The 17,664-nt window shown below is 59.7% G+C and carries 17 protein-coding genes; 5 read left to right on the top strand and 12 right to left on the bottom strand.

The features are described from left to right. Positions 1–22 precede the first annotated feature (22 nt). The 3 genes from AC4ANE_RS01285 to AC4ANE_RS01275 form a co-directional block, all read right to left on the bottom strand. Positions 23–1,639 (bottom strand): ABC transporter permease, encoded by a 1,617-nt coding sequence (locus tag AC4ANE_RS01285; protein ID WP_031595929.1) that lies wholly within the window; start codon positions 1,637–1,639, stop codon positions 23–25. 270 nt (positions 1,640–1,909) lie between these two features. Beyond that, positions 1,910–2,911, bottom strand: a complete 1,002-nt coding sequence (locus AC4ANE_RS01280; protein WP_460408667.1) for an extracellular solute-binding protein — start codon at positions 2,909–2,911, stop codon at positions 1,910–1,912. Between the two features lie 110 nt (positions 2,912–3,021). Continuing rightward, complete coding sequence (locus AC4ANE_RS01275) at positions 3,022–3,729, bottom strand: Crp/Fnr family transcriptional regulator (protein WP_002551530.1); 708 nt, start codon at positions 3,727–3,729, stop codon at positions 3,022–3,024. 81 nt (positions 3,730–3,810) lie between these two features. On the opposite strand from AC4ANE_RS01275, the gene AC4ANE_RS01270 reads away from it, so the two are divergent. Next, positions 3,811–4,335 carry an Mpo1 family 2-hydroxy fatty acid dioxygenase gene (locus tag AC4ANE_RS01270; protein ID WP_002551529.1) on the top strand — a complete coding sequence of 175 codons (525 nt, stop codon included), beginning with the start codon at positions 3,811–3,813 and terminating at the stop codon, positions 4,333–4,335. A gap of 6 nt (positions 4,336–4,341) precedes the next feature. Here AC4ANE_RS01270 and AC4ANE_RS01265 read toward each other — a convergent pair whose 3' ends face one another. The 6 genes from AC4ANE_RS01265 to dadA form a co-directional block, all read right to left on the bottom strand. Then, positions 4,342–6,303, bottom strand: a complete 1,962-nt coding sequence (locus tag AC4ANE_RS01265; RefSeq protein WP_002551528.1) for an acetyl-CoA hydrolase/transferase C-terminal domain-containing protein — start codon at positions 6,301–6,303, stop codon at positions 4,342–4,344. A 114-nt stretch (positions 6,304–6,417) separates the two neighbouring features. After that, positions 6,418–6,741: a c-type cytochrome gene (locus AC4ANE_RS01260; RefSeq protein WP_002551527.1), complete on the bottom strand. Its 324-nt coding sequence runs from the start codon at positions 6,739–6,741 to the stop codon at positions 6,418–6,420. Between the two features lie 24 nt (positions 6,742–6,765). After that, positions 6,766–7,314 (bottom strand): cupin domain-containing protein, encoded by a 549-nt coding sequence (locus AC4ANE_RS01255; RefSeq protein WP_004655316.1) that lies wholly within the window; start codon positions 7,312–7,314, stop codon positions 6,766–6,768. Between the two features lie 124 nt (positions 7,315–7,438). Further along, on the bottom strand, positions 7,439–8,512 hold the full coding sequence (gene alr / locus AC4ANE_RS01250; protein WP_002551526.1) for an alanine racemase: 1,074 nt from the start codon (positions 8,510–8,512) through the stop codon (positions 7,439–7,441). Positions 8,513–8,600: 88 nt separating this feature from the next. After that, positions 8,601–8,954, bottom strand: coding sequence for a RidA family protein (locus tag AC4ANE_RS01245; RefSeq protein WP_002551525.1), 354 nt, complete (start codon positions 8,952–8,954; stop codon positions 8,601–8,603). Further along, a complete protein-coding gene (dadA, locus tag AC4ANE_RS01240; RefSeq protein WP_002551524.1) occupies positions 8,926–10,227 on the bottom strand; it encodes a D-amino acid dehydrogenase in 1,302 nt (433 codons plus the stop codon). The genes AC4ANE_RS01245 and dadA overlap by 29 nt, the downstream gene beginning before the upstream one ends. Positions 10,228–10,384: 157 nt before the next feature. Between dadA and AC4ANE_RS01235 the strand changes: the two genes are divergently transcribed. Beyond that, a complete protein-coding gene (locus AC4ANE_RS01235; RefSeq protein WP_004655323.1) occupies positions 10,385–10,873 on the top strand; it encodes an Lrp/AsnC ligand binding domain-containing protein in 489 nt (162 codons plus the stop codon). Between the two features lie 5 nt (positions 10,874–10,878). On the opposite strand, the gene AC4ANE_RS01230 is transcribed toward AC4ANE_RS01235, so the two are convergent. Beyond that, positions 10,879–11,232 (bottom strand): YkgJ family cysteine cluster protein, encoded by a 354-nt coding sequence (locus tag AC4ANE_RS01230; protein WP_002551522.1) that lies wholly within the window; start codon positions 11,230–11,232, stop codon positions 10,879–10,881. A 105-nt stretch (positions 11,233–11,337) separates the two neighbouring features. Here AC4ANE_RS01230 and AC4ANE_RS01225 point away from each other — a divergent pair, with 105 nt between their 5' ends. Next, the gene (locus AC4ANE_RS01225; RefSeq protein ID WP_005744842.1) at positions 11,338–12,654 is read left to right on the top strand and encodes an NAD(P)/FAD-dependent oxidoreductase; all 1,317 of its coding nucleotides are present in this window, start codon (positions 11,338–11,340) and stop codon (positions 12,652–12,654) included. Positions 12,655–12,659: 5 nt separating this feature from the next. Here AC4ANE_RS01225 and AC4ANE_RS01220 read toward each other — a convergent pair whose 3' ends face one another. Beyond that, positions 12,660–12,911, bottom strand: a complete 252-nt coding sequence (locus tag AC4ANE_RS01220; protein WP_002551521.1) for a DUF1127 domain-containing protein — start codon at positions 12,909–12,911, stop codon at positions 12,660–12,662. A gap of 175 nt (positions 12,912–13,086) precedes the next feature. Here AC4ANE_RS01220 and AC4ANE_RS01215 point away from each other — a divergent pair, with 175 nt between their 5' ends. Next, the gene (locus AC4ANE_RS01215; protein WP_002551520.1) at positions 13,087–14,508 is read left to right on the top strand and encodes an aminotransferase-like domain-containing protein; all 1,422 of its coding nucleotides are present in this window, start codon (positions 13,087–13,089) and stop codon (positions 14,506–14,508) included. 72 nt (positions 14,509–14,580) lie between these two features. Continuing rightward, entirely contained in the window at positions 14,581–16,161 is a 1,581-nt protein-coding gene (locus AC4ANE_RS01210; protein WP_002551519.1) for a phospholipase D family protein, read from the top strand. Here AC4ANE_RS01210 and AC4ANE_RS01205 read toward each other — a convergent pair. Further along, on the bottom strand, positions 16,158–17,306 hold the full coding sequence (locus AC4ANE_RS01205) for an MFS transporter (protein WP_002551518.1): 1,149 nt from the start codon (positions 17,304–17,306) through the stop codon (positions 16,158–16,160). The two genes, AC4ANE_RS01210 and AC4ANE_RS01205, sit on opposite strands and share 4 nt — an antisense overlap. Positions 17,307–17,664: the final 358 nt, after the last annotated feature.

Below are 17,664 nucleotides of genomic sequence, written 5' to 3'. Positions count from 1 at the left end.
CGGCAAGGTGAAGGGCCCGCACCTAGCCAATCTGACGGGCAGAGCGACGAATCAACCCGATGACGGGTAATAATCCTACAAGCACCAGCGACAAAGCTGGCAATGCCGCTCGTGCCCACTCACCCTCGCTGGTCATTTCAAACACGCGTACCGCCAGCGTATCCCAGCCAAACGGGCGCATCAGCAGGGTCGCAGGCATCTCTTTGAGTACATCGACGAACACCAGCAACCCAGCACTCAAGGCTCCCGGAACCAAAAGCGGCAGATACACGTTGAGAAACAACTTTGGTCCGCTGACCCCCAGACTGCGTGCGGCTTCAGGCAATGAGGGACGGATACGCGACAGGCTGTGCTCCAGCGGGCCGAAGGCGACCGCGATGAAACGTACAAGGTAAGCCAGCAGCAGCGCCGAAAGGCTGCCCAGCAACAACGGCTTGCCTGCACCGCCCAGCCAGCCGGAAAGCGGAACGACCAGCTCACGGTCCAGATAACTGAACGCCAGCATGATTGAAACGGCCAGTACCGAACCCGGCAGCGCGTAACCCAGGTTGGCGAGGCTGACGCCAGAGCGGATCGCAGGTGTGGGTGCCATGCGCCGCGCGAAGGCCAGAATCAGCGCCACGCTGACAGTGATCAACGCCGCCATACCGCCCAGATAGAGCGTGTGCAAAATCAGGCCGGTATAGCGCTCGTCGAGGTCGAATCGGCCGCGCTGCCAGACCCAGACAATCAATTGCAGCACCGGCACGACGAAGGCACAGAGAAAAACCAGCCCGCACCATAAACTGGCTCCCCAGGCCTTGATACCGCTAAGCGGATAAAGCGCAGCGCCACGCGGCCGTTCATTGGTCGGTCGGCTTGCACCGCGGGCACGACGTTCGCCATACAGCAGCACCAGGACTGCCAACAGCAGCAGGCTGGCCAGTTGCGCGGCGCTGGACAGGCTGAAGAAGCCGTACCAGGTCTTGTAGATGGCGGTGGTGAACGTGTCGAAATTGAACACTGATACCGCACCGAAATCGGCCAGGGTCTCCATCAGCGCCAAAGCTACGCCCGCACCGATGGCTGGACGCGCCATTGGCAGCGCCACACGCCAGAACGCCTGCAAGGGCGTGTTGCCCAACACTCGTGCAGCTTCCATCAGCCCCTTGCCCTGCGCCAGAAACGCCGTGCGCGCCAACAGGTAGACATAGGGATAGAAGACCAGCACCAGCACGATGATCACCCCACCGGTGGAGCGCACCCGAGGCAGGCGCAGGCCGGAGCCGAACCATTCACGCATCAGGGTTTGCACCGGGCCGGAAAAATCCAGCAGCCCGACAAATACAAACGCCAGTACGTAGGCAGGGATTGCGAACGGCAGCATCAACGCCCAGTCCAGCCAGCGCCGCCCGGGAAACTCACACAGGCTGGTCAGCCACGCCAGACTCACCCCCAGCAGCGTTACACCCACACCGACACCCAGCACCAGAATCAACGTGTTACCCAGCAGACGGGACATCTGGGTTTCCAGCAGGTGTGACCATATCTGTTGGTCAATGGTCTCCCACGACAGCAGCAGCACGCTCAGCGGCAATAACACCAGCGCAGCGATGGCGAAGACCAGTGGGTACCAGCGGCGTTGGACAGGATGGGCCACGGAGGTTCTCGAAATGAGGGGGTTCAAGAGGGTAAGCAGAGCGTGCGCACAGGTCTGCTTCTGATTCTGGCTGAAAGCCGTAGGAGCGGACTTGTCCGCGAAGCCGTCAGTTCAGATAGTGCATTTTCTGAGAATGTACCGGCCCTTTCGCGGACAAGTCCGCTCCTACGCCCTGCGGGCAGAAGCCTGAAAGCCACGCTTTTCGGGCTATTCAAGATTTGTGTAATTAGCGCGAAGCGTATCAACGAGAGCCAGGCACTGGGTATTAAATCAATTCCAGCCCGCGCGATCCATCATGCGGATCGCTTCTGCCTGACGCTTGCCTGCCACTTCGACCGGAATGGTGTCGGCCTTGAACCGGCCCCAGCTCGCCACTTCTTCTGACGGCGCCACGTTCGGGTTGGCCGGGAACTCCTGATTGACGCTTGAGAAGATCTTCTGTGCATCGGGACCGGTCATCCACTCGACCAGCGCCTTGGCAGCCTCAGGGTGCGGTGCGTACTTGGTCAGGCCGATACCCGACAGGTTTACGTTTACACCCCGGTCCGCCTGATTCGGCCAGAACAGCTTCACCGCCAGGTCAGGTTTTTCCTTGTGCAGGCGACCGTAATAGTAGGAATTGACGATGCCCACGTCGCACTGCCCGGCGTTGATCGCCTCAAGCACTGCGATGTCGTCGGAAAAAACATCGGTGGACAGGTTGTTCACCCAGCCCTTGAGGATTTTCTCGGACGCTTCGGCGCCATGGGTTTCGATCAATGTAGCGGTCAGCGACTGGTTGTAGACCTTCTTCGCGGTGCGCAGGCACAGGCGCCCTTCCCAGTTCTTGTCGGCCAGCGCTTCATACGTGGTCAGCTCGACAGGTTTCACCCGGTCAGTGGAGTAGGCGATGGTTCGTGCGCGAAGGCTCAGGCCGGTCCAGCCGTGAGTGGATGAGCGGTATTGCGGCGGAATGTTGGCTTCTATCACCGGTGAGGTGAATGGCTGCAGAATGCCCATCTGTTCGGCTTGCCAGAGGTTACCGGCATCGACCGTCAGCAACAGGTCGGCAGTGGCATTCTCGCCCTCGGCCTTGATGCGCTGCATCAATGGCGCTTCCTTGTCGGTGATGAACTTTATCTTCACCCCGGTCTTGGCCGTATATGCATCGAACACCGGCTTGATCAACTCGTCGATCCGGGACGAATAGACCACCACTTCATCAGCAGCCTGAGCGGTACTGCCCAGTAAAGTCAGTGTCAGAGCAGCCAGAAGACGCTTGCTTGCCTGCATCGGGGGTATCTCGCGTTCGCAAATGAGGCGAAATGGTAGTGAATCCCATTTGCTATCTCAATCGAAGAGGCAGTGGAGCCGTTACCGGATGTTTCTGGCTGACAGCCTGATCAACAAACGGTCCTGGCTTTGGAAAAGTTCGCAACCCTGCGCAGCTTGTCCACATCGAACACTTCCAGCTGCCCTTCTCCCAGGCGCACGATCTTGCGTTCATGCAGATCCTGAAGCACTTCCAGCAAGGCCGGCGGGGATAGCGCGAGGCACTCCACGGCCTGAATGTCCTCCAGCACAATCAGGCGGCGTGCATGGCTCAACGGACCATAACCCTCACTGAGCATCAACAGACGCCATGCGACCCTCGCTCTGGGAGGCAGTCGGCGCATTTTCTCGGGGTTCTGCAGCGGCAAACCGATTTTCTGGCTGAGTAACGCGGCAAACCAGCGCCAATATTCCGGGTGCCTGTCGAGCAACTCGAGCAGAAATTGCTGAGGGACATGCAGAAAGATACTTTGCTCCAGTGAGCAGACCTCGAAACGGCGCGGCAACCCGTCGAACAGCGAGACTTCGCCAAACCACATAGGCGCACGCATCGGCTCCACACCCGAAAGCCGCTGCTCATGGGCAGCGCCGATACGCACACAGCCCTCCAGCAACACATAAAGACCGCAAGGCAGATCGCCTTTCTCGAACAGCGTCCTGCCAGGCGTCCTGCGCTGCTGGCGAGCAGCGTCCAGCAGGCTATCCTGCAAACCGGCAGGTAAATGAGAAAACCAGTAATCGGATAGCAGTCGTGACCGCCACGACACTCCATTTGTCATTTTTGCTCCCTTTTATTTCAGGCATGCGTGTTGTACAACAACCCTGGCTCAAACCGATCATCGTCTCAGGCAGGAATAATAATGAAAACCCTTGTCGATCATCTCAGCCAATACGCTGCGTATCACCGTGATTCACGCAATATCGTGACGCACTTCGTGGGCATTCCATTGATTGTACTGGCCGTGGCGGTACTTCTGTCGCGTCCGGGCTGGACTGTAAGCGGCGTGTGGGTTTCGCCTGCGGCCCTGCTAGCCCTGGGTTCGACGATTTTCTATCTGCGCCTGGACCGTCCGCTGGGCGTGGTCATGGCAGTGCTGCTGGCACTGTGCATCTGGGCCGGGGCCAACCTTGCGCAACAGAAGACCATGGTTTGGCTGAGCGCGGGCGTCGGGCTCTTTGTGATCGGCTGGATCATCCAGTTCATCGGCCATTACTACGAAGGGCGCAAACCGGCGTTTATCGATGACGTGACTGGCCTGATCATCGGCCCGCTGTTCGTGATTGCGGAGCTGGCGTTCCTGATGGGCTTGCGCAAACCGCTGCAATACGCCATCGAAGAACGCTCCGGCCCAGTGGGGCGCAATACCCGTAAGGCTGCGATGTAGCGACTGTTAACGATCAGTCTCCGTGCTCTGGCCCGTCAGTCCGCTGGTCCCGCTGGTGTGGTGCAGCCCGGCCAGCAGCAGTCGCTGATACAACTCTTCGCGCAAGCCCTGAGGCTGGTCGAGTTGCATTCGTTGCAAGTGCTCCGGGAAGGCTTCGGGGTCGGGAGCGTCCAGAGTGGCCTTGCCCAACTCGAGGATTTCGGTGAGTTTGAGCTTGCTCTTCAGCCAGTTCAACGCACGCATCAGGTCGCGCTCTTCACCTGTAAAATCGCATCCCAGCGGGTATTCAGTAAACAGCGACGGATAGCGCGATGCCGTGTCCTTGAGGCGTTTCGGGGTGTTTTCTGTGAAGCGTGGATCAAGGCGGAATTCCTTGGGCAGCTTTCCGGCCTTTTGCGCCTGCTCGATCAAGCCGGGCTGAAAGCGCGAGTCAGTGATGTTGAGGATGCGCTCGATCACCGTGGCGTCGGTCTGACCGCGCAGATCGGCAATGCCGTATTCGGTCACGACAATATCGCGCAGGTGCCGGGGGATCGTGGTGTGGCCGTACTGCCAGACGATATTGGAGCTGACCTCGCCACCTGACTCACGCCAGCTGCGCAGCATCAGGATCGAACGAGCGCCCTCCAGGGCATGAGCCTGCGCCACAAAGTTGTATTGGCCACCCACACCGCTGAGCACTCGGCCATCTTCCAATTGATCGGCCACGGCTGCGCCCATCAGGGTGACGGTGAACGCACTGTTGATGAAGCGCGCATCGCGGCGTTGCAGGCGTTTGAGTTCTTCCTGACCGTAAAGCTCGTTGATATAGCTGATGGCAGTCATGTTGAACTGCGCCAGTCGCTCGGCGGGCAGCTCGCGCAATCGCTCATAGAAACTGCGCGGGCCGAGGAAAAAACCACCGTGCACCACCACGCCATCAGGATGGGCGTCTTCATCCAGCGTGCCCAGGTTGGCCAGCCGTTGCAGCTCTACGTTGGCGTACACCTTGCGTCGCACGATGCCGGCATCGGCCAGTACCAGCAGGCCGTTAACGAACATTTCGCTGCAACCGTAAAGGCCGCTGGCGAACGGCTGAACGCCGCCTTCGCGGTCGATCAGGGTCTGCCAGTTACTCATGTTCAACTCGGCCAGCAGACTGCGCCAGGTTTCATTGTCGGCTTGCCTGGCCAGCAGTGCGCCGGTCAGCGCATCGCCCATCGAGCCGATGCCGATCTGTAGCGTGCCGCCGTCGCGCACCAGTGTACTGGCATGCAGACCAATCAAATGGTCTTGATAACCCACCGGCATGTTCGGGGTGGAAAACAGCGTACTGCGCTCATCTTCGTTGATCAGCAGGTCAAACGCATCGACATCCAGCTCCGAGTCGCCCGGCATGTAAGGCAGGTCGGCGTGGACCTGACCCAGCATGAGGATGGTTTCTCCGGCAGCGCGGCGTTTGGCGATCATGGGCAGCAGGTCGAGGGTCACATCAGGGTTGCAACTCAGGCTCAGCTTGCCCGGGTACTGATCGTCACGGGACACCAGTTGCGCGACCAGATTCAGGCCGTTGGCATTGATATCGCGGGCGGCATGACTGTAATTGCTGCTGACGTAGTCTTGCTGGGCTGACTCGCTGTTCAGCAGGCTGCCCGGCTGCATGAAGAATTGCTGCACGCGAATGTTGTGTGGAAGTTTGTCGCGACGCAGCGCGGCTAGAAACTCCAGTTCCGGATAGTCACCGAAGACCCGCTCCAGAAACGGTTCCAGAAACCGCGCCTGCAAACCCTCTCCCGGCGTTGGCCGCCCGAGTGTCAGCGCGGTGTAGATCGTCAGCCGTCGCTCGGGCAACTGGCTGATGCGCTGGTACAGCGCATTGACGAACCGATTGGGCTTACCCAGCCCGAGCGGCATGCCGAGGTGAATATGCTCGGGCAATTGCGCCAGAACGTGATCGACAGCGTGCTCGATGGAACAGGAATACGGCATCCCAGCTCTCCTGAATTGTTATTGGTGCAGCTTGGACCGGTGGCAATCTGAAATTGCTGCATGCTCGCTGCGCAACTATCGTTCCCACGCTCCAGCGTGAGAACGGAGTGCACGTCACTTCAACCCGGACATGCTCTGGATAGCGCTCTTCAGTTCGTCGTCAGTGCAATCGCCGCAGGTGCCTTTCGGCGGCATGATGCCAATGCCTTTGATGGTGCTGGCCAGCAGGCCGTCAAGGCCGCCTTTTTGTCTGGCCCGTTCTTCCCAGGCGGCCGTGTCACCGGTTTTCGGCGCGTTGAGCAGGCCGACGCTGTGACACGCGACGCAATGGGCGGCGATGATGTCGTCAGGGGCTCGGGCGGTATCGGCGGCTTGCACATTGAACGCCCATAACGTCAGAACGCCTGCGGTGCTCAGAATCTTCCGGGTCAGCTTCACGCGTCACTCACTGAAAGGGGCGGGTCAGAAATTGGCTGGCGTTGCCGCACTGATCAATCGTGCCGGTACGTCGAACGGGTTGCGGAAGCGATGCGGCCGGGTGCTTTCAAAATAATAGCTGTCCCCGGCTTCCAGTACGTAGGTGTCGAGACCCACCACCAGCTCCAGTCGCCCCTCGACGAGGATTCCGGTTTCTTCACCGTCGTGGACGAGCATTTCTTCACCGGTATCGGCACCCGGCGGGTAGGTTTCGGTAAGAAAGGCGATGGCACGGCCCTGGTGCGACTTGCCGACCAGCTTCATGGTCACGGCACCGTCCGAGATATCAATCAACTCGCTGGCCTTGTACACCACCTGCGCTGCGTTTTCCGGAACGGTTTCTTCCGAGAAAAACTCGACCATGGACATGGGAATGCCGCCGAGCACTTTGCGCAGCGAGCTGATCGAAGGGCTTACGCTGTTTTTTTCGATCATGGAGATGGTGCTGTTGGTCACGCCTGCGCGCTTGGCGAGTTCACGCTGGGACAGGCCCTTGAGCTTGCGGATCGATTGCAGTCGTTCACCCACGTCCAATGCGATATTCCCCCAGGTTTTGTCAGGTCTAGTCGAGATGAACGCCATCATGGCAACAGCGTTCAATATTTACAACACTTCGACAGACACCAGACATACAGCGGCCTGACGGACAGGAGCTCGATCAGTCTTGGGAATAGATACGCGGAACGCGACGCAGATTGCAGAAGATTTCGTAGGGAATCGTTTCTGCCCGTGTGGCCACTTCACTGGCGAGCACGTGCTTGCCCCATAACTCGACCCGGCTGCCAAGCCCGGCCTGCGGAACGCCGGTCAAGTCTACGCAAAGCATGTCCATGGACACTCGCCCGAGCAGCCGGGAGGGCTGACCGTCGATCTGCACAGGCGTGCCGGTCGGCGCATGACGCGGGTAGCCGTCGGCGTACCCCATCGCCACCACGCCAATACGTAATGGCCGATCACAGACAAACGTCGCGCCATAGCCCACGGCTTCACCGGCAGGCAGCTCACGCACACTGATGATCTTCGATTCAAGGGTCATGACCGGTTGCAGGCGGTCAGCCAGCGGGTGCGCCTGACCAAACGGCGTGGCACCGTAGAGCATGATGCCGGGGCGCGACCAGTCGCTTGGAATATGCGGCCAGCCCAGAACGGCCGGGGAGTTTTTCAGGCTGGTTTCTGCAACCAGGCCTTTGCGAAAGCTCTCGAATACAGCGAACTGTTCATCACTGCATCCACTGTTCAGTTCATCGGCGCGGGCGAAGTGGCTCATCAGGACGATTCTGGCCACTTTGCCGGTTACCAGCAGGCGTTGATAGGCGGCCTGATATTCATGCGGGTACAGGCCGACGCGGTGCATGCCCGTGTCAATCTTGAGCCAGACCGTTAAAGGTTTGGCAAGCTGCGCCTGTTCGATGGCCTCCAGCTGCCAGGTCGAATGCACGACCGTCCAGAAGTCGTGCTCGACAATCAGCGCCAGTTCATCGGCTTCGAAAAAACCTTCAAGCAGCAGAACAGGTGCGTGGATGCCTGCCGCGCGTAGCTCGAGCGCTTCTTCGATGCAGGCCACTGCGAAACCGTCGGCCTGGGCTTCCAGTGCCTGGGCAACACGTACCGCACCGTGACCATAGGCATCGGCCTTGATCACCGCGAGCGCTTTGCCGCCGCTGTTTTCACGAGCCAGTTGGTAGTTGTGACGCAGTGCCTGAAGATCAATTAAGGCGCGGGCTGGACGCATGATGACGTTTCTTGCCTGAAGGGTGAAAAGGGTCAGAAAAACCCCGACGCAGAGATGCGTCGGGCACAACAGTATAAAGACAGCAGACTCAAGGCAGCGCGGCGACAACCGACAGTTCGACGAGGATTTCCGGCTCGCACAACTTGGCCTCGACGGTTGCACGCGCAGGCGCGACACCCTTGGGCAGCCATTTGTCCCAGACGCTGTTCATGCCGGCAAAATGAGCATCGATGTCTTTCAGATAGATCGTGACCGACAGAATGCGAGTCTTGTCAGTACCGGCCAGGTCGAGCAAGCGCTCGATACTGTTCAGAACCTCGCGGGTCTGTTGCTCGACACCTGCAGTCATGTCATCGCCGACCTGGCCCGACAGATAGACGGTGCCGTTGTGGACAACGACCTGACTCATGCGCTCATTGGTGAGCTGGCGCTGGATTGACATGCTGTGCATTCTCCTGAGTGTTGCCGTAACGAGAGATATCGAGGCCTTCGGCACTGATACAGGGTGTCTTGCGGGCAATGAGGTCTGCCAGCAAGCGACCGGAACCACACGCCATCGTCCAGCCCAATGTGCCATGGCCGGTATTGAGGAACAGGTTACGGAACGGTGTTGCACCCACAATCGGTGTGCCATCGGGAGTGGTCGGACGCAACCCGGTCCAGAAACTGGCCTGGCTCAGGTCGCCACCCTGAGGATAGAGGTCACCGACGATCATCTCCAGTGTTTCGCGTCGACGAGGGTTGAGCGACAGGTCGAAACCGGCGATTTCCGCCATGCCGCCGACCCGGATGCGGTTGTCGAAGCGGGTGATGGCGACCTTGTAGGTTTCATCGAGAATGGTCGAGGTCGGAGCCATGGCCGGGTCAGTGATCGGCACCGTCAGCGAATAGCCCTTCAGCGGGTAAACCGGAGCCTTGATACCCAGCGGTTTGAGCAGTTGCGGAGAATAGCTGCCCAGCGCCAGCACGTAGCGGTCGGCTGTTTCCAGCTTACCGTCGATCCACACACCATTGATGCGGTCGCCAGCGTGGTCGAGGCGCTCGATGTTCTGTCCGTAGCGGAACTCGACACCCAGCTCTACGGCCATTTCTGCAAGGCGCGTGGTGAACAACTGGCAATCGCCGGTCTGGTCATTGGGCAAACGCAGCGCACCGCTGAGAATGCCGGTCACACCGGCTAGCGCGGGCTCGACACGGGCGATGCCGTCGCGATCGAGCAGCTCGTACGGAACACCGGACTGCTCAAGCACGGCAATATCCTTGGCGGCGTTGTCCAGTTGCGCCTGAGTGCGGAACAGCTGAGTAGTACCCAGGCTGCGCCCTTCGTAGGCAATACCTGTTTCCAGGCGCAGTTCATCCAGGCAATCACGGCTGTATTCGGACAGGCGCACCATGCGCTCTTTATTCACGACATAGCGGCTGGCGGTGCAGTTGCGCAGCATTTGCGCCATCCACAGGTATTGATCTATATCTGCCGTGGCCTTGATCGCCAATGGCGCGTGGCGCTGCAGCAACCACTTGATCGCCTTCAGCGGAACACCCGGCGCGGCCCATGGCGAGGCATAGCCTGGCGAGACCTGGCCGGCATTGGCAAAGCTGGTCTCCATGGCGGCGGCTGGCTGGCGGTCTACCACGGTCACCTGAAAACCGGCACGCGCCAGATAATAAGCACTGGTTGTACCGATGACACCACTTCCAAGGACCAGAACGCGCATGTAGATGACCTCATCGCGGATATCCGCTGACGTTTTGAAGTTTTAAGCAAGAATGTGCGCAGTATATTGAGCAATGGGCAGTGCTTCTCACTGTATAAACATCTATATTTGGCGTTTATTCCCGGCGATAAACGCTTTGGTAGAGGGGAAATAACCCATGCGCACTCAACACCAGTCAAATCGTGAACTGGACAAGATCGACCGCAATATCCTGCGCATCCTCCAGGCAGATGGGCGTATCTCGTTTACCGAACTGGGCGAGCGCGTCGGCCTCTCGACCACTCCGTGTACCGAGCGGGTTCGCAGGCTGGAACGCGAGGGCATCATCATGGGCTACAACGCCCGCCTGAATCCGCAAAGCCTGAAGGCCAGCCTGCTGGTGTTTGTGGAAATCAGTCTGGACTACAAGTCTGGCGACACCTTCGAGGAGTTCCGCCGTGCCGTGTTGAAGCTTCCGCATGTGCTGGAGTGCCACTTGGTATCAGGCGACTTTGACTATCTGGTCAAGGCGCGCATTTCCGAGATGGCGTCCTACCGCAAACTGCTGGGCGATATCCTGCTCAAGCTGCCGCACGTGCGTGAGTCCAAGAGCTATATCGTGATGGAAGAAGTGAAAGAGAGCCTGAACCTGCCGATTGCCGACTGATTGCGCTAGACCAGCACTTGTCGGGTGGAAGCCATATATTCGTGTATCTGCTTCTCTACCCGCGGGTGAATCAGTTCGACCGGGCGACGGCCATTCGGGCATGGCAGGCTTTCGGTGGTGCCAAACAGACGGCAGATCAACGGGCGTTCGTCATACACGGTGCAGCCCTGTGGGCCAAGGTGCACGCAATTGAGCTCATCGAGCGCGGCGTCCTGTTCGGCGGCAGTCTTGCGCGGCAGGCGCGACATTTCTTCGGGCGACGTGGTAACCGGGCCGCAGCAGTCGTGGCAGCCAGGCACACACTCGAACGAGGGAATCTGGCGGCGCAGATCACTTATTTTCTGACGGTTGCAGCTCATTGAATCAACCATTCCTACACAATGCGCTGATTTTGCCCCAGTTGGCAGGCTCATGACAGCGGCTTATCCTCCCCACACGCAAACCGCCACCGACAGGACCCGCTCATGAACGCCCGCGTTCAGCACCCGACTCTTCACGACGACCAGCATGTTGCCTCCTACTACGCCGCCAGCAGCCATCCGCAACCGGATCACCCTGCGCTGCAAGGCGAGGTGAAGGTTGATGTGTGCGTGGTGGGCGGCGGATTTTCCGGCCTCAACACTGCCATCGAGCTGGCCGAGCGCGGGCTGAGTGTCGCGTTGCTTGAGGCACGCAGGATTGGCTGGGGTGCCAGCGGACGCAATGGCGGCCAGCTGATTCGCGGGGTCGGCCACGGTGTCGAGCAGTTCGCCAATGTCATCGGCAGCGAGGGTGTGCGGCAGCTGAAGCTGCTGGGCATCGAGGCGGTCGATATCGTGCGTCAGCGCATCGAGCGGCACGCTATCGATTGCGACCTGAAATGGGGTTATTGCGACCTGGCCAACAAGCCGCGCGACCTGCACAGCCTTGCCGAAGATGCCGATGAACTGCGCAGCCTGGGTTACCGTCATGAGCTTAAGTTGCTGCAAGCCGATCAGATGCGCAGTGTCGTAGGCTCCGACCGTTACGTCGGCGGTTTGATCGACATGGGTTCCGGACATCTGCACCCGTTGAATCTGGCTTTGGGAGAAGCTGCCGTAGCGCAGTCATTGGGCGTTCGGTTGTTCGAACATTCTGCAGTGACGAGAATCGACTACGGCCCGCAGGTCAAAGTGCATACGGCTCAGGGGGCGGTGCTGGCGAAAACTCTGGTGCTGGGCTGCAATGCCTACCTCAACGATCTGAATCCGGAAATAAGCGGCAAGGTATTGCCCGCGGGCAGTTACATCATCGCGACCGAACCCTTGAGCGAGGCTCAGGCCCGGGAAGTGTTGCCGCAGGACATGGCGGTCTGTGATCAGCGCGTGACTGTAGATTACTACCGGCTGTCAGCGGATCGGCGTTTGCTGTTCGGGGGCGCCTGTCACTATTCGGGCCGCGACCCACGGGACATCGCCGCTTACATGCGGCCGAAGATGCTCGATGTGTTTGCGCAACTGGCTTCAGTGAAGATCGATTACCAGTGGGGTGGGATGATCGGCATAGGTGCCAATCGCCTGCCGCAAATTGGCCAGCTCAAGCAGCACCCCAACGTTTTTTATGCGCAGGCTTATTCGGGGCATGGTCTGAACGCGACACACCTTGCAGGTCGCTTGCTAGCCGAAGCCATCGCCGGGCAACACAGCGATGGCTTCGAGCTATTCGCCAAAGTGCCACACATGACCTTTCCGGGCGGTAAACACTTGCGCTCGCCGTTACTGGCATTGGGCATGCTCTGGCACCGACTCAAAGAGCTGCGCTGAACGGCTCAGGACCTCCAGAACGGTTTCATCGCTTCGACCCGCGCCTGCTGGAAATCCAGCCCGATGTCGCGCAGCTGATCGTCCGTCAGCTCCAGCAAAGTGCGGCGAGAGGTCCAGCGGTGACGATACAGCGCCCAACGACCCATGCCGGCCAATAGATCGGCCTTGTTTGAGCGGACCGTTCTGACCGCAGTTGGCCGATAGTCATTCAATTCCTGGCTGTGAAGCGCAAGGCGTACATCGCTGAACCCGTTCATTTCCGTTTCCCTCATCCTGGGTGGGTGTGGGTCTATGATGAAACGAACGGCCAAACCATTACAGATTCAAAAACAGGTTATATTTTCCATACAGATGAGACGAAAACAGCACTGAATGCTATATTTTTGACCAATCTGTATTGCTATACCACGCTCACCAGCCTGAGAGTACGTCATGACGCTTTACGTCAACCTCGCCGAACTGCTCGGCTCGCGGATCGAAAACGGCTTCTACCGCCCCGGCGACCGCCTGCCATCGGTGCGTGCGTTAAGTGTCGAACATGGCGTCAGCCTGAGCACCGTGCAGCAAGCGTATAGGGTGCTGGAGGACAACGGCCTGGCAGCGCCGAAACCCAAATCCGGCTATTTCGTATCGGTCAGTCGAGCGGCACCTGCACTGCCTGCTGTCGGGCGACCCGTCCAGCGGCCTGTGGATATCTCTCAATGGGATCAGGTGCTGGACCTGATTCGGGTGGCACCTCTCGAAGCGGTCACGCAACTGGGACGCGGCATGCCCGATGTCACCAGCCCTACCCTGAAACCGTTGATGCGTGCGTTGAGTCAGTTGAGTCGCCACCAAGACATGCCGGGGCTGTATTACGACAACATCTACGGCGTTCGCAGGCTGCGTGAGCAAATCGCCCGACTGATGCTCGACTCGGGCTGCAACCTGACCGCCAATGACCTGATCGTCACCAATGGCTGCCATGAAGCGCTGTCAGCGAGTGTCCGGGCCATTTGCTCGCCGGGTGACATCGTTGCGGTGGACTCGCCCAGTTTCTTCGGCGCCATGCAGACGCTCAAGGGTGTGGGCATGAAGGCCCTCGAAATTCCCACCGACCCATTGACCGGCATTAGCCTCGAGGCGCTGGAACTGGCCCTTGAGCAATGGCCGATCAAGGTCATTCAGCTGACGCCCAATTGCAACAACCCGCTGGGTTACGTCATGCCCGAAGCCCGCAAACGTGCGTTGCTGACGCTGGCGCAACGTTTCGATGTGGCGATCATCGAGGACGATGTGTATGGCGATCTTGCTTACAACTACCCTCGCCCGCGCACCATCAAATCCTTCGATGAAGACGGTCGTGTCCTGCTGTGCAGCTCGTTTTCCAAGACCCTGGCACCCGGCCTGCGAATTGGCTGGGTAGCGCCGGGGCGGTATCTGGAGCAGGTGCTGCACATGAAATACATCGGCACTGGCTCGACTGCACCGCAGCCACAGTTGGCCATCGCCGACTTCATCGAAGGCGGCCATTACGAGCCGCATGTGCGGCGCATGAGAACCCAATACCAGCGCAGTCGCGACCAGATGATCGACTGGGTGATGCGCTACTTTCCCGAAGGCACCCGCGCCAGCCGCCCGCAAGGCGGTTTCATGCTGTGGGTGGAACTGGCCGAAGGCTTCGACACGTTGCGTCTGAACCGCGCCCTGCTGAGCAAGGGTGTACAGATCGCGGTGGGCAGTATTTTTTCCGCCTCGGGCAAGTACCGTAACTGCATGCGCATGAACTTCGCGTCTAAACCGAGCCGCGAAATCGAGAACGCTGTGCGTACCGTGGGCGAGACAATTGCACTACTGAATGCGCAAACTGACTGACACAGGCAAATCTTTCCCGGTTTTTCGGGTCATAACGCCAAGTCGAGCCATGTACAGACGCGGAAGATCAATTTGAATAACTCATGGGCCTTGCCCTTTTGCCTGCTGGTTGCACTGTGCGTCAGCGGTTGCGCACATCAGCAACTTGCCAGCGAGCCGAGCCAGGCCATGCCGCCATCAAGTTCTGCTTTCGGCCGCTCTATTCAAGCCATGGCGATGCCCCACGACGGGCGTTCCGGCTTTCGCCTGCTGCCCGACAGCAGCGATGCATTCAAGGCGCGCGCCGAACTGATCCGTAACGCCAAAAGCAGCCTCGACCTGCAGTATTACATCGTCCATGACGGCCTGAGCACGCGCGCTCTGATCGACGAACTGCTCAAAGCGGCAGACCGTGGCGTGCGGGTGCGCATCCTGCTGGACGACACCACCAGCGACGGGCTGGATCAGGCCATCGCCACCCTCGCCGCGCACCCGAACATTCAGATTCGCCTGTTCAACCCGCAAAATCTGGGGCGCGAGACCGGCATCACGCGCAGCCTGGGGCGTTTGATGAACCTGTCGCGTCAGCACCGGCGCATGCACAACAAACTGTGGCTGGCCGACAGCAGTGTGGCCATCGTTGGCGGGCGCAATCTGGGCGATGAATACTTCGACGCCGAGCCGAACCTGAACTTCACCGATATCGACATGCTAAGCGTGGGACCGGTCGCCGAACAGCTCGGCCAGAGCTTCGATCAATACTGGAACAGCACGCTCAGCAAGCCCATCGATGCGTTCATGTACTTCCTGCCCGACGGTGAGGATCTGGCCCAGGCGCGGCAGCGACTGGACGATTCACTGGAGCAGGCGCATCAGCAACACAAGGCTCTGTATGAGCGATTGATGGCCTACAAGACTCAGCCATGCATGAAGACCTGGCTCAACGAGCTGGTCTGGGCGCACAACCAGGCATTGTGGGACGCGCCGACCAAGGTACTGGCGCAGGGAGATCCGGATCCGCACCTGCTACTGACTACGCAACTGGCCCCCGAGCTGCTGAACACTCGCAAGGAACTGATGCTGATTTCGGCGTACTTTGTACCGGGTCAGGAAGGTTTGCTGTACCTGACCGGCCGTGCCGATGCCGGTGTCAACGTCAGCCTGTTGACCAATTCACTGGAAGCCACCGACGTGCCTGCCGTGCATGGCGGCTACGCGCCTTACCGCAAGGCGCTGCTGGAGCATGGCGTGAAGCTGTTCGAACTGCGCCGCCAGCCTGGCGATACCGAAACCATGCGCGGCAGCGGTCCGCACTTGTTCAAGAAAAGCAGCTCGTTGGTCAGTTCGGAATCAAGCCTGCACAGCAAGGCGATGATCTTCGATCGGCAGAAAGTCTTTGTCGGCTCATTCAATTTCGACCCGCGTTCTGTGCTGTGGAACACCGAAGTCGGCGTGCTGGTCGACAGTCCGCAACTGGCCGAAGAGCTGCGCGAGCTGACGCTGCAAGGCATGGCTCCGTCGCTCACTTACCAGGCGAAGCTGGAGGATGGCAAAGTGGTGTGGGTGAGCGAAGACAATGGCCAGATCCACACGCTGCACACCGAACCCGGTGACTGGTGGCGACGTTTCAACGCATGGATGAGCCGTGCCATTGGCCTAGAAAGAATGCTTTAGGCGGGCGCAGCCTGGGCAACCCCGAACGCTCCACGTCGCCTGATCAGAATCAGCAGGCCAAAGGCACCTGCCGCCATCAGCAGCGGCAAGGCCTCACCGCTGACCCACTGACTTCCCGCGCCCGCTATCAGGGGCCCGATCAGACACCCGATGCCCCACAGTTGAGCGACATGCGCATTGGCGCGGACCAGTGAATCATCTCGGTAACGCTCGCCGATCAGGATCAGCGACAGGGTAAACAACCCCCCAGCACTGGCGCCGAACACTGTCCAGAGCGGCCAGATCAGAACGGTATCGATCAGTAACGGCACCAGCAGACTGGACGCCAGCAACAAAACGGCGCATCCGGTAAACATTGCGCGGCGCGAGATGCGATCAGCGAGCATGCCGATCGGCAGCTGCAGTAACGCGTCACCTATCACCACCACACTGACCATGATCAGGGCGATTTCCGGGGTGAACCCGTGGCGTATGCAGTAGAGCGGCAGCAGCGTGAGGATCAAGGCTTCGAATGCAGCGAACAGCGCCACCGCCCAGGCGATAGCGGGCATGCCGCGACAGAAGCCCGCCAGATCAGTGAAGGTCACGTTGCAGGATTCGGTCGATGGCGCCCCCGTGCGACCCAGCAGCAGGAATGGGGAGCCAACCAGTAGCAGCACACCAATCCAGAAGCCGTAGTCGGCCTGAGTGCCGATAACGCCCAGTAACAGCGGGCCAGCCAGTTGGCTCAAGGCGTAAGTGCTGCCATACAGCGCTACCAGCCGTCCGCGCAGACGCTCGATCACCAGTTGGTTGATCCAGCTTTCACCCAGCACGAAGACGATGGTCAGAATCACCCCGAGCGCCAGACGCAAGACCAGCCAGACTCCGTAATACGGCAGCAGCGCCAGTGCGCCGACCGAAACGGCGCCGCCCCACAGGCACAGGCGCATCAGCTTGGCGGTACCGAAGCGCGCGGCGAGACGACTGGCCAGCGCCGCACCCACCAGCACACCCACCGCAGGCATCGCCGCCATGATGCCAATGGCAAACGAGCCGTAGCCCCAGCCTGCCAGACGCAATGAAACCAGCGGCATGCTGACGCCCATTGCCAGCCCGACGCCCAACACGGACGCCAGCACGGCAAAATAAGTACCCCAACGCATTATCAAGCTCCTGCTGCCCTAACGGCGCAATCAAGACCGGACGCAGAGCGTCCAGAACGGCATGCGACGCGGAGCGTCGCACGATAGTTAAGGTTATCGTTCCTCACGCTCCAGCGTGGGAATGCCGTGCGTGACGCTCTGCGTCACGAATCTGCGCCGCGCCGCTAACGCAAGCCAGGACGCGGAGCGTCGCACGATAGTTAAGGTTATCGTTCCTCACGCTCCAGCGTGGGAATGCCTTGCGTGACGCTCCGCGTCACAAATCTGCGCCGCGCCGCAGACGCAAGACCGGACGCGGAGCGTCCAGAACGGCGTACCGACGCTGGAGCGTCGGCACGATAGGTGTCGCGCTCCTGAC

The organism is Pseudomonas sp. Pme6b, assembly GCF_058129925.1.
The sequence above is the reverse complement of the archived record's forward strand: the minus strand, read 5'-3'. Positions and strand labels throughout refer to the sequence as shown.